18 protein-coding genes and 2 tRNA genes are annotated in these 19,918 nt (G+C 59.3%); 5 read left to right on the top strand and 15 right to left on the bottom strand.

The features are described from left to right. Positions 1–5: 5 nt before the first annotated feature. From AC2FJ6_RS07635 to AC2FJ6_RS07685, 11 genes are all read right to left on the bottom strand, one after another. Positions 6–803 (bottom strand): carbohydrate ABC transporter permease, encoded by a 798-nt coding sequence (locus tag AC2FJ6_RS07635; RefSeq protein ID WP_085807800.1) that lies wholly within the window; start codon positions 801–803, stop codon positions 6–8. Further along, on the bottom strand, positions 800–1,663 hold the full coding sequence (locus tag AC2FJ6_RS07640) for a carbohydrate ABC transporter permease (RefSeq protein WP_085807799.1): 864 nt from the start codon (positions 1,661–1,663) through the stop codon (positions 800–802). The genes AC2FJ6_RS07635 and AC2FJ6_RS07640 overlap by 4 nt, the downstream gene beginning before the upstream one ends. Then, complete coding sequence (locus tag AC2FJ6_RS07645; RefSeq protein ID WP_496668747.1) at positions 1,663–2,736, bottom strand: ABC transporter ATP-binding protein; 1,074 nt, start codon at positions 2,734–2,736, stop codon at positions 1,663–1,665. Before AC2FJ6_RS07645 ends, AC2FJ6_RS07640 begins: the two co-directional genes overlap by 1 nt. 1 nt (position 2,737) lies before the next feature. Continuing rightward, positions 2,738–3,787, bottom strand: coding sequence for an ABC transporter ATP-binding protein (locus AC2FJ6_RS07650; RefSeq protein WP_170769327.1), 1,050 nt, complete (start codon positions 3,785–3,787; stop codon positions 2,738–2,740). Positions 3,788–3,868: 81 nt separating this feature from the next. Then, on the bottom strand, positions 3,869–5,608 hold the full coding sequence (locus AC2FJ6_RS07655) for an ABC transporter substrate-binding protein (RefSeq protein ID WP_170769328.1): 1,740 nt from the start codon (positions 5,606–5,608) through the stop codon (positions 3,869–3,871). A 282-nt stretch (positions 5,609–5,890) separates the two neighbouring features. Next, positions 5,891–5,965, bottom strand: a tRNA-Glu gene (locus AC2FJ6_RS07660). 22 nt (positions 5,966–5,987) lie between these two features. Then, positions 5,988–6,062 (bottom strand) — tRNA-Glu (locus AC2FJ6_RS07665). A gap of 98 nt (positions 6,063–6,160) precedes the next feature. After that, a complete protein-coding gene (gene recJ, locus AC2FJ6_RS07670; protein WP_496668749.1) occupies positions 6,161–7,903 on the bottom strand; it encodes a single-stranded-DNA-specific exonuclease RecJ in 1,743 nt (580 codons plus the stop codon). A gap of 93 nt (positions 7,904–7,996) precedes the next feature. Beyond that, positions 7,997–8,977, bottom strand: a complete 981-nt coding sequence (gene glpX / locus AC2FJ6_RS07675) for a class II fructose-bisphosphatase (RefSeq protein WP_170769330.1) — start codon at positions 8,975–8,977, stop codon at positions 7,997–7,999. 69 nt (positions 8,978–9,046) lie between these two features. Next, entirely contained in the window at positions 9,047–10,333 is a 1,287-nt protein-coding gene (locus AC2FJ6_RS07680; RefSeq protein WP_170769331.1) for a homoserine dehydrogenase, read from the bottom strand. Between the two features lie 125 nt (positions 10,334–10,458). Then, the gene (locus AC2FJ6_RS07685; RefSeq protein WP_170769332.1) at positions 10,459–10,707 is read right to left on the bottom strand and encodes a hypothetical protein; all 249 of its coding nucleotides are present in this window, start codon (positions 10,705–10,707) and stop codon (positions 10,459–10,461) included. Positions 10,708–10,806: 99 nt separating this feature from the next. Here AC2FJ6_RS07685 and AC2FJ6_RS07690 point away from each other — a divergent pair, with 99 nt between their 5' ends. Then, positions 10,807–11,403 (top strand): TetR/AcrR family transcriptional regulator, encoded by a 597-nt coding sequence (locus AC2FJ6_RS07690; RefSeq protein ID WP_480875139.1) that lies wholly within the window; start codon positions 10,807–10,809, stop codon positions 11,401–11,403. On the opposite strand, the gene AC2FJ6_RS07695 is transcribed toward AC2FJ6_RS07690, so the two are convergent. Further along, entirely contained in the window at positions 11,384–12,295 is a 912-nt protein-coding gene (locus AC2FJ6_RS07695) for a pirin family protein (RefSeq protein ID WP_170784306.1), read from the bottom strand. The genes AC2FJ6_RS07690 and AC2FJ6_RS07695 overlap by 20 nt on opposite strands. Positions 12,296–12,386: 91 nt before the next feature. Between AC2FJ6_RS07695 and AC2FJ6_RS07700 the strand changes: the two genes are divergently transcribed. Next, positions 12,387–12,950 (top strand): hypothetical protein, encoded by a 564-nt coding sequence (locus AC2FJ6_RS07700; RefSeq protein WP_496668751.1) that lies wholly within the window; start codon positions 12,387–12,389, stop codon positions 12,948–12,950. Here the strand turns inward: AC2FJ6_RS07700 and AC2FJ6_RS07705 are convergent. Genes AC2FJ6_RS07705 through AC2FJ6_RS07715 form a run of 3 tightly spaced genes read right to left on the bottom strand, consistent with a single transcriptional unit; the run spans position 12,910 to position 15,672 of the window. Beyond that, complete coding sequence (locus AC2FJ6_RS07705) at positions 12,910–13,506, bottom strand: TadE/TadG family type IV pilus assembly protein (RefSeq protein WP_496668753.1); 597 nt, start codon at positions 13,504–13,506, stop codon at positions 12,910–12,912. The genes AC2FJ6_RS07700 and AC2FJ6_RS07705 overlap by 41 nt on opposite strands. Positions 13,507–13,513: 7 nt before the next feature. Further along, complete coding sequence (locus AC2FJ6_RS07710; RefSeq protein ID WP_170769336.1) at positions 13,514–14,044, bottom strand: TadE/TadG family type IV pilus assembly protein; 531 nt, start codon at positions 14,042–14,044, stop codon at positions 13,514–13,516. Beyond that, positions 14,041–15,672: a pilus assembly protein TadG-related protein gene (locus tag AC2FJ6_RS07715; RefSeq protein ID WP_496668755.1), complete on the bottom strand. Its 1,632-nt coding sequence runs from the start codon at positions 15,670–15,672 to the stop codon at positions 14,041–14,043. The genes AC2FJ6_RS07710 and AC2FJ6_RS07715 overlap by 4 nt, the downstream gene beginning before the upstream one ends. Before the next feature lie 328 nt (positions 15,673–16,000). Between AC2FJ6_RS07715 and AC2FJ6_RS07720 the strand changes: the two genes are divergently transcribed. The 3 genes from AC2FJ6_RS07720 to dnaG all read left to right on the top strand — a co-directional run bounded on the left by AC2FJ6_RS07720 (position 16,001) and on the right by dnaG (position 19,881). Further along, entirely contained in the window at positions 16,001–17,431 is a 1,431-nt protein-coding gene (locus AC2FJ6_RS07720; RefSeq protein ID WP_496668757.1) for a Glu/Leu/Phe/Val family dehydrogenase, read from the top strand. A gap of 126 nt (positions 17,432–17,557) precedes the next feature. Then, positions 17,558–17,854: a hypothetical protein gene (locus tag AC2FJ6_RS07725; protein ID WP_170769339.1), complete on the top strand. Its 297-nt coding sequence runs from the start codon at positions 17,558–17,560 to the stop codon at positions 17,852–17,854. Positions 17,855–17,934: 80 nt separating this feature from the next. Continuing rightward, complete coding sequence (gene dnaG, locus AC2FJ6_RS07730) at positions 17,935–19,881, top strand: DNA primase (protein ID WP_170769340.1); 1,947 nt, start codon at positions 17,935–17,937, stop codon at positions 19,879–19,881. The last annotated feature ends 37 nt before the right edge of the window (positions 19,882–19,918 follow it).

A 19,918-nucleotide genomic window follows, 5' to 3' on the forward strand; every position in this document is an offset into this window, starting at 1 on the left:
GAACCTCACACACGGCCCATCGCGAAACCACGCGCGATGTAGTTGCGGACAAACCAGATGACGATGGCGCCGGGAATGATGGTCAGTGTTCCGGCGGCTGCCAGCAGGCCCAATTCATACCCCGCGCTGGATGCAGTACGAGTCATCACGGCGGCGATGGGCTTGGCCTCTACCGCCGTAAGGGTTTTGGCCAGAAGCATCTCGACCCACGAGAACATGAAGCAGAAGAACGCCGCCACGCCGACGCCCGCCTTGATGTTGGGTAGGAAAATCGTCACGAAGAAGCGCGGGAAGGAATAGCCGTCGACATAGGCGGTTTCATCCAGTTCCTTTGGGATGCCGCGCATGAAGCCTTCCAGAATCCACACCGCCAGCGGCACGTTGAACAGCGTATGCGCCAGCGCCACGGCGAGATGCGTGTCAAACAGCCCGATGGAAGAATACAGCTGAAAGAAGGGCAGCGCGAACACCGCCGCCGGGGCCATCCGGTTGGTCAACAGCCAGAAGAACAGCTGCTTGTCGCCCAGAAACCGATAGCGCGAGAACGCATAGGCCGCAGGCAGGGCCACACAGACCGACAGCACCGTGTTCAGTGTTACGTAGATGATCGAGTTGATATAACCCCAATACCATGTCGGATCGGTGAAGATGGTGATGTAATTTTCCAGCGTAAAGGTCTGGGGGAATAGGGAAAAGCCCGACAGGATTTCGTTCGTTGTCTTGAAGGACATCGCCACCAGCCAATAGATCGGCAGCATCAGGAACGCGATATAGAGGATCGGGATAAGAGACCGCTTCTTCATTGCGCGTCATCCTTTGTCATCAGAGTGTAGAAGACCCAGCTGACCAGCAGCGTGATGGCGAAATATATCAGGCTCATCGCGGCTGCAGGGCCAAGGTCGAACTGTCCCAGCGCGATCTTCACAAGGTCGATCGACAGCAAGGTGGTTGAGTTGCCAGGGCCGCCTCCGGTCAGAACGAAGGGTTCTGTGTAGATGTTGAAACTGTCCATAAAGCGCAGCAGAACGGCGATGGTCAGAACGGTTTTCATCTTGGGCAGCTGGATATAGCGGAACACCGACCACGGGCTGGCACCGTCGATCTTGGCCGCTTGGTAGTAGGCATCCGGGATCGAAACGAGGCCCGCATAGCACAGCAGCACCACCAGCGACGTCCAGTGCCAGACATCCATGACGACGACCGTGATCCAAGCCGACAGAGGCTGTTGCGTCATGTCATAGTTGATGCCCAGAACATCATTCAGGAAGTAGCCCAGCAGGCCGATCTTGGGCAGGGTAAAGATGTTCCACATCGAGCCGACTACGTTCCACGGGATCAGCATCGGCAGGGCCATCAGGACCAGACAGACGGGCACCCAGAACCCTTTGCGGGGCATCGATAGGGCTACAATAATGCCCAGAGGCACCTCGATCAGCAGGATCAGGAAGGTAAAGAGGAACTGCCGACCGAGGGCCGCTTGGAACCGATCTGAACGCAAAATTTGCTCGAACCAGCCAAGACCTTCCCAGAAGAACTGGTTGTTGCCAAAGGTTTCCTGCACCGAGTAGTTGACCACCGTCATCATCGGCACCAGCGCGTTGAATGCGACCAGCGCGAGTACCGGCAGGACAAAGAACCACGCTTTTTGGTTTTCCGTTCTCATCAGCTGCGCTCCTCGGTTGCGATCCAGCCGTCGCGGTAGACGCGGGATTGTTCAGGTTTGAATTGCAGGAAGACCTGCGAGCCCGGCTCGGGCACACTGTGTTCGGTTACGGCTTTCAGGGCGGTATTTCCAACCATGGCGCTGACCACGTAGTGGCGGCCGATGTCGGAAACCTTGGTCACATGCGCCGGGATGCCGGTATCGCCAAAGCCCACATATTCGGGGCGGATACCCAGGTCGGTGCGGCCTCCGTCGCCATGGGTGGGGCCTTCCAGCATGACCTCGTGGCCTTCGAAAACCGCGCGGTCACCTTTGGCTTCGCAGGGTAGGACATTCATGCCGGGGGAGCCGATGAAGTGACCCACAAATGTGTGCTGAGGGCGCTCGAACAGTTCAACCGGTGTGCCGATCTGCACCACTTCGCCTTCCTGCATCACCACGACTTCGTCGGCGAAGGTCAGGGCCTCGGTCTGGTCATGGGTCACGTAGATCATCGTGGCTTTGACCCGCTGGTGCAGCTCTTTCAGCTTGGACCGCAGTTTCCATTTCAGATGCGGGTCGATCACGGTCAGCGGTTCGTCAAACATCACTGCATTCACGTCATCGCGGACCAGTCCACGCCCCATCGAGATTTTCTGCTTGTTGTCCGGGCTGAGGCCGCTGGCGCGGGTGCTCAGCATATCCGTGACGTCCAACATCTCGGCGATCTCATCGACACGTCGCTTGATCGTTGCCGCGTCAACACCCCGGTTCTTCAGCGGAAAGGCCAGGTTTTCGCCCACGGTCATCGTGTCGTAGATCACAGGGAACTGGAACACCTGTGCGATGTTACGCTGATCCGGGGGTAGGGCGGTGACGTCCTGACCGTCGAATAAAATCTGCCCCTCGGACGGGGTCAGAAGGCCCGAGATGATGTTCAGCAAGGTGGACTTGCCGCAGCCCGACGGCCCCAGCAGCGCATAGGCCCCGCCATCGCGCCATGTGACGTCGATTTCCTTCAGCGCATAATCTTCGGGGCCTTTCGGCGCGGGCATATAGCTGTGTCGCAGATTGGAAAGTTTGATCTGTGCCATGTCAGGCCACCCTTTTGCCGTCTTGGCCGAAATACCGGCAATGCGCCGGGTTCATGTAGAAACTGTGATCTTCGCCAACTTGGTAGGGATGCACCCCCGCCGCCAACGAAACCCAATCATCCGATCCATGGCGGAAATGCGCGCTGGAATCTGATCCCGACAGCTCGGTCACAATGACCCGGCCCGTCAGTTCAACATCCGCATCCGACGTGCGGAACGGCGTCACCCGGTGCGGGCGCACGGCGACCATGTAGTCTCCATCGGCCATGTCCGAGACGGCCCAGCCTCCGCCACCTGCCAGTTGCGTTTGAGCGCCGGACACGGTGATGTGGGCCACGTTGATCGGTGGGTCCGAGAACACACGCGCGGCGGCGATGTTTTCAGGATTGCGATAGATATCTGCTGTGGGGCCGAACTGCGTGACGCGGCCATCCTCCATCAATGCGGTGTAACCGCCCAGCAACAGCGCCTCTTCGGGTTCCGAGGTGGCATAGACCACCACGGCACCGCGTCCGGCGAACAGGTCGGGTAGTTGTTCGCGCAATTCCTCACGCAGCTTGTAGTCGAGGTTTGCCAGCGGCTCGTCCAGAAACACCGCGCGGCTTTCCTTCGCAATCGCCCGGGCCAGCGCGGTGCGCTGTTGTTGTCCACCCGACAGCTCATGCGGGCGGCGGTGCAGCATGGGGCGCAATTGCAGCAGGTCGGCGGCCTCTTCCACGCGGCCTTCGATTTCGGATTGCGCCATGCCCGCAACGCGCAGGGGCGAGGCGATATTGTCGAATACGGTCATATGCGGGTAGTTCACAAAGAACTGGTGCACCAGGCTAATCTGCCGCTTTTGCGTGTTCAGCCGGGTCACATCCTGCCCGTCCATCAGCACTTTGCCCGAGGCCATCGGATCCAGCCCGGCCATCATCTTGATCAGAGAGGTCTTGCCCGATCCTGTCGCACCCAGCAGCACATTGAAATGGCCGGTCTGCAGCTTCAGGTTGGTAGGCTTGATATGAATAACGTTGCCAACCCGCTTGGTGGCGTCTTGAAGTTCGATCATGTCCGTGGGTTCCGGTCCTTCAGTGCAACGCACTGGTCGTGGGGTGGGGATGCCGCGCACGGCATCCCCGGTTGCATTGGCTTAGTTGGCCTGCCAGCGCGCAACCAGCTCGTCATAGTTGACGGTCTGGCCTTGCGGCTTTTCGTTTTCCAACTTGGCCTTGGGCGAACCGGCTTTCTCCAGCCAGAAGGCAGGGTCCTGCGGCTCGTTCAGGCGCGGGCCACAGCCGCCATAGACGTTGGCAGCCTCATCGGCGGCCTGCATCCGGGACATGGTGATGTCCATTTCCTCGGCCAGACGGTCCATCGCCTCTTGCGGGGTGAAGGCGCCCGAGTTCACGTCACCGATCTGCTGCCACCAGATCTGGGCCAGCTTCGGATAGTCAGGCACGTTGATGCCGGTCGGCGACCATGCCACACGGTCAGGCGAGCGGTAGAACTCGACCAGACCACCTAGCTTGGGAGCGCGTTCGGTGAAGGACTCGTGGTTGACCGAGCTGTCGCGGATGAAGGTCAGGCCCACGTGGGACTTCTTCACATCGACAGTCTTGGACGTCACGAACTGAGCGTACAGCCACGCGGCCTGGGCACGATCCGAGGGGGTCGATTTGAGGAACGTCCAGGAGCCCACGTCCTGATAGCCGACCTTCTGGCCATCTTCCCAGTAGGGGCCGTGCGGGCTGGGCGCCATCCGCCACAGCGGCGTGCCTTCGTCATCCACGGTGTTGTTGCCTTCGGACTTCGGCTTCACCATGTCGGCGGTAAAGGCGGTGTACCAGAAGATCTGCTGGGCCACGTTGCCTTGGCTGAGCGCCGGCAGCGACTGGTAGAAGTCATAGGACGCCGCACCCGGAGGCGCGTAGTTCCGCAGCCACTCATCCCATTTACGGATCGCATAAACCGCAGCCGGGCCGTTTGCAGCACCACCGCGCGAGACGGACGCACCAACTGGGTTACAGGTGCCCGCTTCCATGCGGATGCCCCATTCGTCGACGGGAACGCCGTTCGGCTCACCTACGTCGCCTGCGCCGGCCATCGAGAGCCACGCATCAGTCATACGCCACCCAAGGTCAGGCGCACGTTTGCCGTAATCCATGTGGCCATAGATCGCCACACCATCGACTTCTTTCACGTCGTTGGTGAAGAACTCGGCGATGTCCTCATAGGCTGACCAGTTGACTGGAACGCCAAGGTCGTAGCCATACTTCTCTTTGAACGCGGCCTTGTTGGCCTCATCATCGAACCAGTCCTTGCGGAACCAGTAGAGGTTCGCGAACTGCTGGTCGGGCAGCTGGTACAGGTTACCGTCCGGGCCAGTGGTGAACTGAATTCCCATGAAGTCATCCAGATCCAACGTCGGCGATGTGGTCGCCGCCCAGTCACCTGCCATCTGTTCGGTCAGGTTATAGGCCAGTTGCAGGCGCGAATGCGTGCCGATCAGGTCGCTGTCATTGACGTAACCGTCATACAGGTTCCGGCCCGTCTGCATTTGGGTCTGCACGGCCTGAACCACTTCGCCCTCACCGAGGATCTGGTGGTTGACCTTTATGCCGGTGATCTCCTCGAATGCCTTGGTCAGCACCTCGGATTCATAGGAATGGGTCGGGATGCCCTCGGACAGGACGTTGATCTCCATGCCCGCATAGGGTTGTGCAGCTTCGATGAACCATTTCATCTCACCCATCTGTTCGTCTTTCGACAGGGTCGATGGCTGGAATTCGTCGTCGATCCAACGTGTTGCTGCGGCTTCGTCGGCCCAAGCGGTACCGTGCCCCGCAATGACGGCTGCTGCCGCCACGGCGGAAAGTAGATGTCTCCGCATCTGTCTCCTCCCAAAGATTATGGTTTCCGGCGCGAACCGGATGGCGAGGAGCATCGGCGATTTTTTGCATATGTGTCAAACTAAATTTTTAGTAAATGAAATTAGCATCGTATAATGCGCTGAAAAAAAACACTTTTCAAGTTATTGCGAGCGCAGTTACAAGACAGACAAAAGGCTGAGAGGTGGTTTGCCGCAACTGTGAGTTCGGGTTTGTCGTTGAAATCGATTCCCAGACATCCAAAGCGAAACCGGCGGACTGCACGGCGAAAAAGAGGGGGAAAATGGCAGCCCGTAGGGGAATCGAACCCCTCTTTCCAGGTTGAAAACCTGGCGTCCTAACCGATAGACGAACGGGCCATTTAAGCCGAACAAGCACAAGTGGCAGCCCGTAGGGGAATCGAACCCCTCTTTCCAGGTTGAAAACCTGGCGTCCTAACCGATAGACGAACGGGCCACGCTTGCTTGTGGAGGGCCTTTTACGGTTTACCTACACCCCCCGCAAGCCGAAAAATGCAGGGAGGGACAAGTTTTTTGGCGGGGTCGGGCGCGGGCCTAATTTGCCTCAGCTGCGTCCTCCAACCGAAGCTGCACGGATTGCCGTCCGCCCCACGTATTGACCTCGAGCCGCCCGGCAAAATGGAACCGAGCGCCACCGTGGTTGGACAGTTTTTCCCCGATTGGCCCGTCGAACGCACCGAACGCGATGGCGTCCAGACCGCTGCCCACACCATCGGACAGGGACAGTTTCAGATGTGACTCGCCTACGCGTTTGGCAAAGCGCACTTGCAGATCGGGCAGAGCATAGCGTGGGGCAGGGGCGCTGGCGCCAAATGGGCCAGCTTTTTCGATCTGTTCGATCAGGTCCAATGTGGCGGCACCCGGCATCAATGTGCCGTCCAGTTTCAGGTCCGCCGGGCCGCCTTCGCCCGCGCCCTGTTTGGCCAATAGTTCCGACAACCGCGCCATCGCCGGTTCCAGCTGATCGCGCATCACGGTCAGCCCGGCTGCCATCTTGTGCCCGCCACCTTTGAGCAGCAGCCCTTCGGCAGCCAGACGCTGGATCGAAGCCCCCAGATCGACGCCCGAAACCGAGCGACCCGAGCCCTTGCCTTCATCCCCGTCAAAGCCGATCACGATGGCTGGGCGGTTCGCGGCCTCTTTCAGACGCGACGCAACGATGCCAACGACGCCGGGATGCCAGCCCTCACCAGCGGCCCAGACAAGGGGGGCGTCCACTCCACGTTCCTCGGCCTGTTCCATGGCGGCTGCGCGTACGGTGTTTTCGATATCGCGGCGCTCGGTATTCAGTTCGTCCAAGCGCTGCGACAGGGCCTCGGCCTCGTGCATCGAATCGGTGCTGAGCAACCGCGCTCCCAGATCGGCCTGGCCAATGCGTCCGCCCGCGTTCACGCGCGGTCCCAGCATGAACCCAAGGTGATAGCTGTTGGGGGCCGAATCCATCCGCGCCACGTCCGACAGGGCCACCAGACCGGGCCGCTGCCGCTGTGCCATCACCTTCAGCCCCTGACGCACCAGCGCGCGGTTCGCCCCGATCAGAGGAGCGACATCTGCCACGGTCGCCAGCGCCACCAAATCCAGCAGCGAGATCAAGTCCGGTCCCTTGACCCCGGCCTCACGCAGTTGCCGCCCGGCCTCGACCAGCATTAAGAACACGACGCCCGCAGCGCAGAGATAACCCAGATCGCCGCTTTCATCCTGCCGATTCGGGTTCACCACGGCCACGCATTCGGGCAGGGTCTCGCCGCCCAAATGGTGATCCAGCACGATTACATCCGCGCCCTTGGCTGCCGCGATCGGTTCATGGCTCAGCGTGCCGCAATCGACGCAGATGATCAGGTCGTGACGGGCGGCCAGCTCCTCCATCGCGGGCACATTGGGGCCATAGCCCTCATCAATCCGGTCGGGCACGTACAGCGTCGCCTGCAACCCCATCTGCCGCAGCCAGACCAAAAGCAACGCCGCAGAACTGCCGCCGTCCACATCATAGTCCGCAAAAACAGCAATCCGCTGCTTGGCTCGCACCGCCGTCAGAAACCGGGTGGCTGCGACCTCCATATCCTTCATGTCACGCGGATCGGGCAGCAGTTCCTTTAGCTTGGGCTCCAGGAAACCGGGAACCTCCATCGCGGGAACGCCACGGCGCGCCAGCACTTGGCAAACAGCACGCGGCAGCCCAGCCTGTTGCACCAGCATCTCGGTTGCGCGTTCCACATCCGCCGAGGGGCCGACCCACCGCCGCCCGGACAAAGACTGTTCAACCCCAAGAAAGCTCATGACCCGCCCCTGATATGCCAAGGCCGGATACCTTTCGGACCCGGCCCTTCTTCTCGTTCAAAATACGACCGCCGGAGGCAGCGGTGCAAGCCGCTAGTTGTCGTGTGACCACAGCGGGGTGCGGTAGGACATGCGCCGAACCGATCCGGTCTTGGACCGCATCAGCAGGGTGGTGGTTTCCAGCCAACCCGGCTCGCGCTTAATGCGCGGCAACAGCGACCCGCCGGTCACGCCGGTTGCGGCGAAAATCACGTCGGCTGTCACCATCTCATCGCGTGCGTAGATTCGGTCCAGATCGGTGATGCCCGCCTTGGCCGCGCGGCCGCGTTCGTCATCGTTGCGGAACAGAAGGCGGCCAAAGATCTGACCACCCATGCATTTCAAGGCCGCTGCAGCCAGCACACCCTCGGGCGCGCCGCCTTGGCCCATATACATGTCGATGCCGGTCTCTTCACTTTCGGCGCAATGCATCACACCGGCCACGTCCCCATCGGTGATCAGACGGATCGAGGCTCCGGTCTCGCGTACTTCGGCGATCATCGCCTCGTGCCGGGGGCGTTCCAGAATGCAAACTGTAATGTCAGCGGGCGCGCAGCCCTTGGCTTTGGCCAGAGCCTCGACCCGTTCGCGCGGGCTCATGTCCAGATTCACGACGCCTTCGGGATAGCCCGGACCCACGGCCAGCTTGTCCATGTAAACGTCGGGCGCATGCAGCATCGAGCCGCGGGGGCCCATCGCAATCACGGTCAGCGCGTTGGGCATGTCCTTGGCGGTCAGGGTGGTGCCTTCCAGCGGGTCCAGCGCGATGTCCACGCCGGGGCCATTACCGGTACCGACCTCTTCACCGATATAAAGCATCGGCGCTTCGTCCCGCTCGCCTTCGCCGATGACCACGACGCCTGCGATATCTAGCAGGTTCAACTGTTCGCGCATCGCGTTGACCGCTGCCTGATCGGCTGCCTTCTCGTCACCACGTCCCACCAGCGAGGCAGAGGCCAGAGCAGCCTGTTCCGCAACCCGCGCCAGGCCCAGCGACAGCAGTCGGTCGTTGAAATCAATCTTGGCAGCACTCATTTTCACTATCCTCAGGTCAGTATAGGCGTTTTCTTGGGCATAGCCTGCGGCCTAGGCAGGCCGCAAGGGTCAAACCTCTTCAATGCGCAGCGCGACCGGTTCGCCCGATACCACATCGGTGTCGCGGAACCCGTCCAGCGCCACATCCAGCGTGGCCCGTGTTGTTTTATGCGTTACGATCAGGACCGGCGCGGTGCTGTCCGAGTGGCCATATTGGCGCATCCGGTCGATCGACACACCGGCATCGCCCAGAATGGCAGCCACTTTCGCCAGCGCGCCGGGTTTGTCGAACAGCGCAAGACGCAGGTAGTAAGGGGCAGGCAGGCCGGTGATCGCCGGTGCCGCATCCTGCAACGAGGTCGCGGGCCGGCCAAAGGTCGGGATTTGCAACCCTCGCGCCAGATCGCAGACATCGCCCATCACGGCACTAGCCGTGGGGCCTTCGCCCGCGCCGGGGCCGCGCAGAACGACTTGGTCAACTGAGTCGCCCTCGATCACCACCATGTTGGTGCCGCCTTCCAGTTGTCCCAGCGCCGAGCCGCTGGGTACAAGGCAGGGCTGCATCCGTTGGACCAGCCCTCGCGCGGTTTTCTGTGCGACGCCGAGCAGCTTGATGCGATAGCCCATATCGTCGGCCTGGTGGATGTCATCGAGGCTGATCTGCTGAATGCCCTCAATCTCGATCCCGTCGAAGTTGGGTTTGGTGCCGAAGGCAATCGACGACAGCAGCGCCAGTTTATGCGCTGCATCGATGCCGCCGACATCCAGATTTGGATCAGCTTCGAGGTATCCCAGCTGGGCGCATTCTTCGAACAGGGCGTTATAGCCCAGCTCCTGCGATTGCATCCGGGTCAGAATATAGTTGCAGGTGCCGTTCATCACGCCCATGACGCGGGTGATTTCATTGCCTGCAAGACCTTCGGTCAGGGATTTGATCACGGGAATACCGCCTGCAACGGCGGCCTCGAACCGGATCACGCGCCCGGCGGCCTCGGCCTTTTCGGCCAGCTCTTGCCCGTGGATCGCCAGCAGCGCTTTGTTTGCGGTGACGACATCTTTGCCACTGGCCAGCGCCGCCTCGACCGAGGCTTTGGCGGGGCCGTTTTCACCGCCCATCAGCTCGACATAGACGTCGATATCGTCCCGTTGTGCCAAGGCGACAGGGTCGGTTTCCCAGGCATAGCCCGACAGGTTCACGCCGCGATCCTTGGACGCGTCGCGTGCCGAAACAGCGGTGATTTCAATGAGACGGCCGGTGCGAGCCTGTAGAAGATCCGCATGTTGCCGCACTATCTTGACGACACCCACGCCGACCGTTCCCAAGCCCGCAATTCCAAGCCGCAGCGCCTGTGTCATCCCGTGGGTTCCTTTCGCTCGAATTCATCGCCTGTCGGGCCTTGCCCGTTCTCCGCTGCCTTAGCGGGTTCGGCGCGAGGGTGCAATGCGTCCCGAGCCAGGCCAACAAGGGATTTTGACGACGTTCAGTTGATTTCTGCGTTCTGCAGTTGATCCGCCTTGTTTTCCAGCGCTTCGCGGCGGGCGTTCAGCTCTTCTTCGACCTCGGCGGCTTCGCTGACGGGGTCGACTGGCGGGCCCAGATTCTGCTGCAACGCGATCAGCTTGGGATAGCGTGCCTTTTTCACGTTGGTGGGTTCCTCTCCCTCCAATTCCGGGAAGTTTGCACAGGCTGCGCAAGCCAGCACAGCGATCAGAAATGGCAGGGGTTTCATTCAGAACCCTTTCGAACAGGACTGCTCCAGTGATGCCTCTTTTGCGACGGCGGTTCAAGCGGGGTTCTATCTGAACATCTGTTCAGATATTGTTGAGTTATGGCACGCACGCAAGGTTCACATTCCGATATCACTGGCCCCCGCATTCGCAAGGCGGCGCTGGCTTTGTTTGCTCGCCACGGCTATGCAGCGGTGTCGATGCGCCAGATCGCGGCCGAAGTTGGTGTGCAGGCCGGTGCGCTGTATAACTACACACCCGACAAGCAGAGCCTTCTATACAGGCTGATGTCCGACCACATGCAGGACCTTCTGACAGCCTATGACGCGCTGGATCCCGCAGGTGATGCCATTGAGGCCCTGCGCCGCTTTGTCGGCTTCCATATCCGGTTTCACCTGCAACGCCCCGATGAGGTCTTCATCGCCTATATGGAACTGCGCAATCTGACTCCCGAGAATTTTGCCGAGATTGAGGCTCTGCGCCGCAGCTATGAGGATTCGCTGGAGACAATTCTGCAAGACGGTCAGCGGGCAGGGCAGTTTGACATCGCGGATACCAAGATCGCCACGTTGGCCGTGATTGCAATGCTGAATGGCGTGATGACCTGGTATCGCGCGGGTGGGCGTTTGTCGCTGGACGAGGTCGAGCGGATTTATTGGGATATGGTGCGACGCTCGGTCAGTGCGCGGGGCGAATGAAGGTGCCGTTTTGCAGCTCTCGAAAGGCCTGCTCCAGTTCGGCGCGCGTGTTCATGACGATGGGTCCGTGCCACGCCACCGGCTCGTCGATCGGAGCACCTGAGATCAGCAGGAAACGGACCCCATCCGGCCCGGCCTGAACCGTGACCTCATCCCCGGTTCCAAACCGCACCAATGTGCGATCGCCGGACATGTCGCGGATATTGACCTCTTGCCCTGCGACCTCTTTCTCCAGCAAGACGCCAGTGGGTTGCGAGGCATCGGCGAAGGCCGCCTGTCCCTGAAACACATAGGCAAAAGCGCGGCGATAGGTGTCGACGCGAAAGGTCTTTTTCACGCCCGCCGGGATCTGGATATCGAGATATTGCGGGTCAGCGGCGATACCGTCTACTGGGCCGGTTTTGCCCCAAAACTCACCAACAATGACGCGAACCGTGGTGCCGTCATCATCCGTGATTTCGGGGATCTCTTTGCTTTCCACATCCTGGTACCGCGGTGCCGTCATTTTCTGGGCCGAGGGCAGGTTCCCCCACAATTGAAACCCGTGCATCTGCCCAGAGCTGTTTCCTTTGGGCATTTCCTGATGCAGAATGCCGGACCCGGCGGTCATCCACTGTACGTCGCCCGCGCCCAAGGTGCCGGTGTTGCCCAGAGAATCCGAATGCTCGACTGTGCCGGACAGCACATAGGTGATCGTCTCTATCCCGCGGTGGGGGTGCCATGGAAAACCGGCCATGTAGTCCTGAGGACGTTCATTTCGGAAATCATCGAAGAGCAGGAAGGGGTCCAATTCGGACGGGTCCTGAAACCCGAATGCGCGGTGCAATTTGACGCCCGCGCCTTCCATCGTTGGCATGGCTTTTCTGGTCTCCAGCGTGGGTCTAAGCGACATATGGGCCTCCTGTATCCTATGCGAACCATGTATCGCGCGGGTAAGGTTCGTCAATTTGCAGTCGGGCACGGGACCTGTGCGCAAAAATGCAATGCACCGCCCTCTGTCCTTCGTCAGCGAAAGCGGCTACATCCGGTCAAACGAACGCGGGGATATGACGATGCAGCAAGAGGTACTGGCCACTGTAAGGGCTTCAACACCAAGACGTTGGCTTGGCGTTGGCATGTTGGCTGTGGTTGGGGCGCTGGTTCTCTATGTGGCAGCGGCAACCCCGCCAGAGCCGGCCTGGCAGGTGTTTCTGGTCTTGGTTGGGATCGCGGCATTCTGGCTGGCGCACCGTATGTGGACTGCAACTGCCGACTGGATCGAGTTGACCAAAACCGAGATGCGTACAGGGTCAGGGCGCGTTATCGCTTATGTCGACAGTATCGAGGCCGTGGATCGCGGGGTCTTTGCGTTCAAGCCCTCAAACGGCTTTTTGGTTCGCACGAAAGAGGGTCAGGCGAACGCCTGGGCACCGGGACTTTGGTGGCGTCTAGGCCGTCGGGTTGGCATCGGCGGCATGACATCCGCCGCCGAAACCAAATTCATGTCTGAGGCGCTTTCTATCTTGCTTATGAACAGACCGGCTGAGGTCCAAGGTTCTGCGCAATAGCGTTCGTAAAACGCGGACGAGTGAATACAAAATTTTCGAAGGTTGAATCGTCGCTTACCCAATCCCCGATGACTGCGGCGCCACCAAAGGCCGGGTCGAAGTCATTTGAGGTTTCAACGATGATAAGTGTGTCCTGATCCGGCATCGGCGGCAAAGAGCCGCTAATGCTGGTGATGTTGTCATTGTCCAATTGATCGCAGAAGCCGCGAATGGCAGACCAGTCAACATAATGTCGTGCATCGCCTTCATCATACCTGACCAGCGAAATACGAACACGTAGTGGCGTACCATTGTCGACCATACGCTCCATCAATTCCTGCATGGAGTCTACGTATGTATCCGTAACCTCTGACGTTTCCCTCGAGATCAGATCTCCAACGGTATAGGCGGCCCGAAGGTTGGCGGCGCTTTGCCGGAAACCGTCGAAAAACGTGTAGGTGCCGGTGACCGTCCAGAACAGCATCGGAAAGACCAGAACAGCCTCGACCGACAGGGCACCGCGTTCGTCACGGGCTTTGCGGTTAAATAGGTTTCGAACTTTTGCAAGCAGGGACATGGGACTATCAAGGCTCCTGAACAAATGCTGTGGTGGCGGTCAGAGCGATCTGGCCCCTGTCGTCAGACAAAGCGCGGCCCATCAACGAAGTGGGGAATACAGGGTCCACTTTGGCGCAGGCCCGCAAAATCATCAGCTCGTTTGACAGGCCCGGTGTAAACTCGCGCACAGGTCTGGCTTCTTCCGAGTTGTCGGTGCAGTCAGGCGTTTGCGGCAAGACAACTCCGGTGAATGCGCTCTGCACGATCATCTCAAGACGCATATTGTCTTGGCAGTTCTTGATAACCAGGGTCCGTTCGCAGATCGAATCCTTGATGGAATCATGTGTAGGGGCCGTGCCGGTTCCCAAGCGCACGTCCCTTACGGATTGATCCACAGCGCGTTCCAACATCGCCTGCTGGAGCGTGACCAGCGAATACTCCGTCGCGCTCAGGATGAAGAAGATGAATGCAGGAAACAGGAGTGCGAATTCGAGTGTGATCGATCCGTTTTCAGACTTTCTAAAAAGCCGTAGTTTCTTGAATGCTCGATGTGTCATTGAGTCAACCTCAACTTTTTGATCGACGATGCGATCGAGGCGAATGCCTCTTCCAAAGAGATACCTTCGGGATCATCAAACTCGTCGACTTCATAGACATGGCTGTCGGAACTTGCGCAATTCTTGATCGTAGTCAGACCCGCCGCGGGGGCTTCAAAGGCGATACCGTAGATAATCGTGCCCTTGTTCTTGGCCGCGGAGCAGATATTGGTTGTGCGCGTATTCTTGCTGGACGCCCCTGTCGAGCGGAAGGCGTTGTTGTACCAGTTGGTGCGGTGGTTGTTCTGCCAGCGGTAGTTGTTTACCGCGTTCCAGAACAGGGATGCCTGATTAAACAGTTGGGGGTATGTCAGGCGAGTGGCCCGACCTGGTTCGTTGTCACCAAAAGGGTGATCGCGGAAAACGCCTTGGCGTGTCCAGAAATAAGTGGGCGGGTTGCTGGAAACGCGGGTGCTGTATTCACCTCGTTGGCCGTTGAAATGAACGTAGTTGGGGTTGTACCAGACGTTCGAGTTACCGCTGCGCAGGTCCGAGCGTAAACGGAATTGCGAGGTGTTCTGGCCGTCGGTCATAACAATCACGATTTTCAGAACATCTTCTTCGTATCCCAGCGGGCGGTTGCTGAATTTTGCCGGGACGTTGCCGTCGGTCGACAGATCGCTGACGACATCCTGGAAGGCAGGGTCCAGCAATGCCGTACCCCATTTCATGCCGACGTCAATCGAGGTGTTCCCGGTCGCCGTCAGGGCATCAATTCGGTTGTGCAATACGGTAATGTCGTCCGTGACAGGCGTAATCTCGCTCCCAGCGCGGACCGGGCAAACAGGGGCACTGATCGGGTTTTCCGAGTTCGTGAAAACGTCGAAATGTCCGGTGCGTTCCAACGCCGTTGCCGGGTCAAGGGCTGCTTGCTGGAACTGAGTCGAAGTGAAGTTAACGCAATGCGAAAAGCTGTGCTCGCTTGAGACATTGGTGAACTTGTCCAAAATGTCAGCACCCGCGTTCACCTGAGTGGCATAGGGGATGATTGACATCGAAATCTCGCTGCCTTCCTGCTTTTGCAGCATCAGCGTGACAAATTCCTTTGCCGCATCCCTGAGAACCTCAATCTTGGTTTTGTTTGGTTCGGCTGAATCTTCGTTCATGGACCCGGACATATCCAGAACCAACGAGATTTCGACAGCGCCGATGGATTCCTCGGCGGTACTTGCCGCAACGGCCGTGAGTTGTTTGACACCCGAGAACCGCATGAAATGAGTGGGAACGACGGTCTGCGCCCTGGCAGAAACTCGACGAGACCCCAAGCCTTCCTCGACAACGGGTTCTCCGACCAGTTTATCTCCAAGCCCGGCCTTTTCCAGATAAGAAACCACGACCGCTTTCGGAGGCAGTTGCTGATCAAGATCCGCGGCTGCCAGAACGGCGCGGTCCAACGTGGACTGAAGGTTCGCGCGATCTCGCTCGAAGTTCATCAGGTCAACGCCCATACCGGTCGTTGCCAAAATGACAAGGAAACCCAGCAGCACAAAAATGGTGAATGCACCGTCTTCTCGCTGCACGAAATGACGAGCTAAAGGAATTTGTCGACCAAAAAACGTTTTGCCGCCGTGACGTGCGTGTTCAATCATTATGCAGACCTCGTTGAGCAGACATCCCAAGCTGCTAGGAAAAAGTTAACGCATGGAAATTACTGGTGAAACGTGGCGGGAATTGGGCGAAACGGCCCCCCTTTAGGCCCTTTTGGGGGCAAATGGAGGATAATTTATCGAACACGTGTCGCTCTGTTTTCCCGCTGGCGACAATCGCGTTGGCACTGACGATCCCTCGCGACTCAGCGGGGGTTCAACAAGATGTGCAGAAAATTTCGACTTTTATTTCTGCTTAAATATTGATCGTTTAAGTAAGGGGTGCGACAAAACGTCAGAACGCCAGTCGTTCGTTGGCACGGAGGTATAGATGACGGCCATTAGTGAACCAAGTTTTCGTGAGAGTGTTGATTTGATGTTCAACAGGGCGGCGTCCCTGATGGATTTGCCCCCCGGACTTGAAGAAAAGATACGTGTCTGCAATGCCACCTACACTGTTCGTTTCGGTGTGCGCCTACGTGGCGACATACACACCTTCACCGGATACAGATCGGTTCATTCCGAGCACATGGAACCCGTGAAAGGCGGTATCCGCTATGCGCTGGCCGTAAATCAGGACGAGGTCGAGGCGCTGGCTGCGCTGATGACTTATAAATGTGCCTTGGTAGAAACGCCGTTTGGCGGCTCGAAAGGCGGGCTATGCATCGACCCGCGCAAGTATGAAGAGCATGAGCTTGAGCAGATCACTCGGCGCTTCGCCTATGAATTGGCCAAGCGGGACCTAATCAACCCGTCTCAGAACGTTCCGGCCCCCGACATGGGTACAGGTGAGCGGGAGATGGCCTGGATGGCCGACCAATATGCGCGGATGAACACCACCGATATCAACGCGCGCGCTTGTGTAACTGGCAAGCCGCTGAACGCAGGTGGTATCGCCGGGCGGGTCGAGGCAACGGGGCGCGGTGTGCAATACGCGCTGCGCGAGTTCTTCCGCCACCCGGAAGATATCCAGAAGGCGGGCCTTTCAGGGAAGCTGGACGGCAAGCGGGTGATCATTCAGGGATTGGGTAACGTGGGCTATCACGCGGCTAAATTCCTGAGCGAAGAGGACGGAGCGATTGTCACCGGCATCATAGAGTGGGATGGCGCGCTATATAACCCTGATGGGATCGACGTTGAATCTGTTCGGCAGTGGATCGTCAAACATGGCGGCGTCAAGGGTTACCCGGACGCGACCCATTCCGCCGAAGGCTCGGCAGTGCTGGAACAAGAATGCGATATCCTCATCCCGGCGGCGCTGGAAGGCGTGATCAACCAGGAAAACGCTGATCGCATCAAGGCCCCGCTGATCATCGAGGCGGCCAACGGCCCTGTGACGGCGGGCGCGGACGAGATTCTGCGCAAGAAGGGCACCGTGATCATCCCGGATATGTATGCCAACGCAGGTGGTGTGACGGTCTCGTATTTCGAGTGGGTCAAGAACCTCAGCCATATCCGCTTTGGCCGGATGCAGCGCCGGCAGGAAGAGGCGCGGCACGAACTGATCGTCAGCGAACTGGAGCGTCTGGACCGGTATCTGGGCGATGCCTGGTCGATGTCACCGGACTTCAAGGCCAAGTACCTGAAAGGTGCGGATGAGCTTGAGCTAGTGCGCTCGGGCCTCGATGACACGATGCGGATTGCGTATCAATCCATGCGTGAGGTTTGGCATAGCCGCGATGATGTCGAAGACCTGCGCACAGCTGCGTATATCGTGGCGATCGACCGGGTCTCGAAAAGCTATCGCGCTAAAGGGCTGTGATGTCAGCGCAGGGGCGGCCTTGGGTCGCCCCTGGGCAACACGAAGGCGCGAGGTGCAAAACGGCGATGGCGGGACGGGTTTGCCGGGGATAGACTGCCGGAACAGAAACGAATCCCGGAGACCTACATGTTGCGTATCGCCGTTGCGGCCCTTGTACTGGCTACCCCTCTGGCCGCTCAGGAAACCAAGGAACAAAGCTGCAAGTTTCAAGCCGACGTCGTGGCCGCCATTCAGCAGGCGCGGCTGGACCGGGTGAAGGAACGCGACGTGCCGCAGGCTGTCGCCGATGCAGGGCCCACTTGGCCAGAAAATTACAATGCGGCTATCCCGCTGATCACGCCTTGGGTCTATGAGCAAAAGATGCGCGACGTGCGCAAGAAAGACCTTGGTGCCGCCTGGCTGGAGCTGTGCTTGCAGCAATAATCCACAGGTCCGCCATTTCCCTGTGGACAACCGCGCGCCATCCCCTTGGCGCGCGTTTTCATTTCTGGCAGGTTTAGCACATGTCATTGCCCCCCGGATTTCTGGATGAACTGCGTACGCGCCTCAGCCTGTCTCAGGTCGTGGGGCGAAAGGTCATGTGGGACCAGCGCAAATCCAATCAAGGCAAGGGTGATATGTGGGCGCCGTGCCCGTTTCACCATGAAAAGACGGCGTCGTTCCATGTGGATGATCAAAAGGGGTTTTACTACTGCTTTGGGTGCCACGCCAAAGGGGATGCGATCAGTTTCGTGAAAGAGACCGAGAATGTCTCGTTCATCGAAGCGGTCGAGATTCTGGCCCGCGAGGCCGGGATGCCGATGCCGCAGCGCGATCCCAAGGCGCAGGAAAAGCAGGACCGCCGGGCGCAACTGGCCGAGGTGATGGAGCAGGCGGTGCAGTTCTTCCGTCTGCAGCTCAAGACCGGGGCCGGGAGTGCGGCGCGCGATTACCTGACCCGCCGGGGGTTGGACGCGCAGGCGCTGGATCGATGGGAGATTGGCTTCGCCCCCGATGGATGGCAGGCTCTGTGGGATCATCTGAGCGGCAAGAATGTGGCCGAGGATCTGATCCTGGGGGCGGGTCTGGCGAAACCGTCGAACAAAGGCAAAAAGCCTTATGATACCTTCCGAAACCGGATCATGTACCCGATCCGTGACCCGCGTGGGCGGTGTATTGCCTTCGGCGGGCGGGCGATGGACCCCAATGATAATGCGAAATACCTGAACTCGCCCGAGACCGAATTGTTCGATAAGGGGCGCAGCCTCTACAACCACGGGCCCGCGCGGCAAGCGGCGGGGAAGGGGCGACCTCTGATCGTGGCCGAAGGCTATATGGATGTGATCGCGCTGGCCGAGGCCGGGTTTGGCGCGTCGGTTGCTCCGCTGGGCACCGCGATTACCGAACATCAACTGCAACTGCTCTGGCGCATATCCGATGAGCCGGTCATTGCATTGGATGGTGACACGGCGGGCTTGCGCGCCGCGATGCGCGCGGTTGATCTGGCCCTGCCGCTGCTTGAGGCAGGGAAATCTCTGCGGTTTGCCCTGATGCCCGAGGGCAAGGACCCCGACGACCTGCTGCGCGCCGAAGGGCCGGGGGCCGTGCAAGCCGTGCTGGAAGGCGCAATTCCCATGGTCAAGCTGCTGTGGCAGCGCGAGACCGAGGGCAAGGTGTTCGACAGTCCCGAGCGCAAAGCGGCGCTGGACAAGGCGCTGCGCGAGAAGATCAAGCTTATCCGCGACCCCTCGATCCGGTCGCATTACGGGCAGGAAATCAAGGACCTGCGTTGGCAGTTGTTCCGCCCGCAGCGCCAACCGCAGAACCGTCAATGGCAACCGCGCGGCAAGTGGCAGCCTCAGCCGACGGCGACACCAGGAGCACGCGCGTCCTTCCTGGCCTCGTCCGAAGGTTCGGAAATCCAACTGCGCGAAGCGGCGATTCTGGCCATTGCAGCGCTGAACCCGCAGGTGGTTGTGCAGTTCGAAATCCAGTTGGAAGAGATGGAGTGCCGTGACCCCGACCACGCCGCTCTGCGCCACGCCATCCTGCGCCATGCGATTGATGACCCCGAGAATCTGAAAGACCACATTGCTGAAACTTTGGGGCCCGAAGCCCTTGAAAACCTGCTGGCCCTTCGCCATGTCGCAGTGATCCCTTGTGTGTATAAACCGGGCGATGTCGAAAAGGCCGAAATGACGCTGGCCGAGGAGCTCGCAAAGATCAAAGCTCTCAGGGGGTTGGACGCAGAGATTGCCGAAGCCGAGGAGGAACTGTCTGATCTGGCCGATGAGGCGCTGACATACCGGCTGGCCCAGGCCGCCGAAGAGCGTAACCGCACAAGCCGCAGCCAGAATGAGGACAGGGCGATATTCGACGTGGCCGACAATGGCGCGCGAATCAACCGCGACGAGAAAGACAAGTTTGAGGCAATCATGTCCGGGATCAATTTCGAGCGGAAACGCCGGTAAAGTGGTGTTTTCGTAAGGCACTGGAAAAGAAAAACGG

The sequence above is a fragment of the Ruegeria sp. CDSA089 genome, from assembly GCF_059612205.1.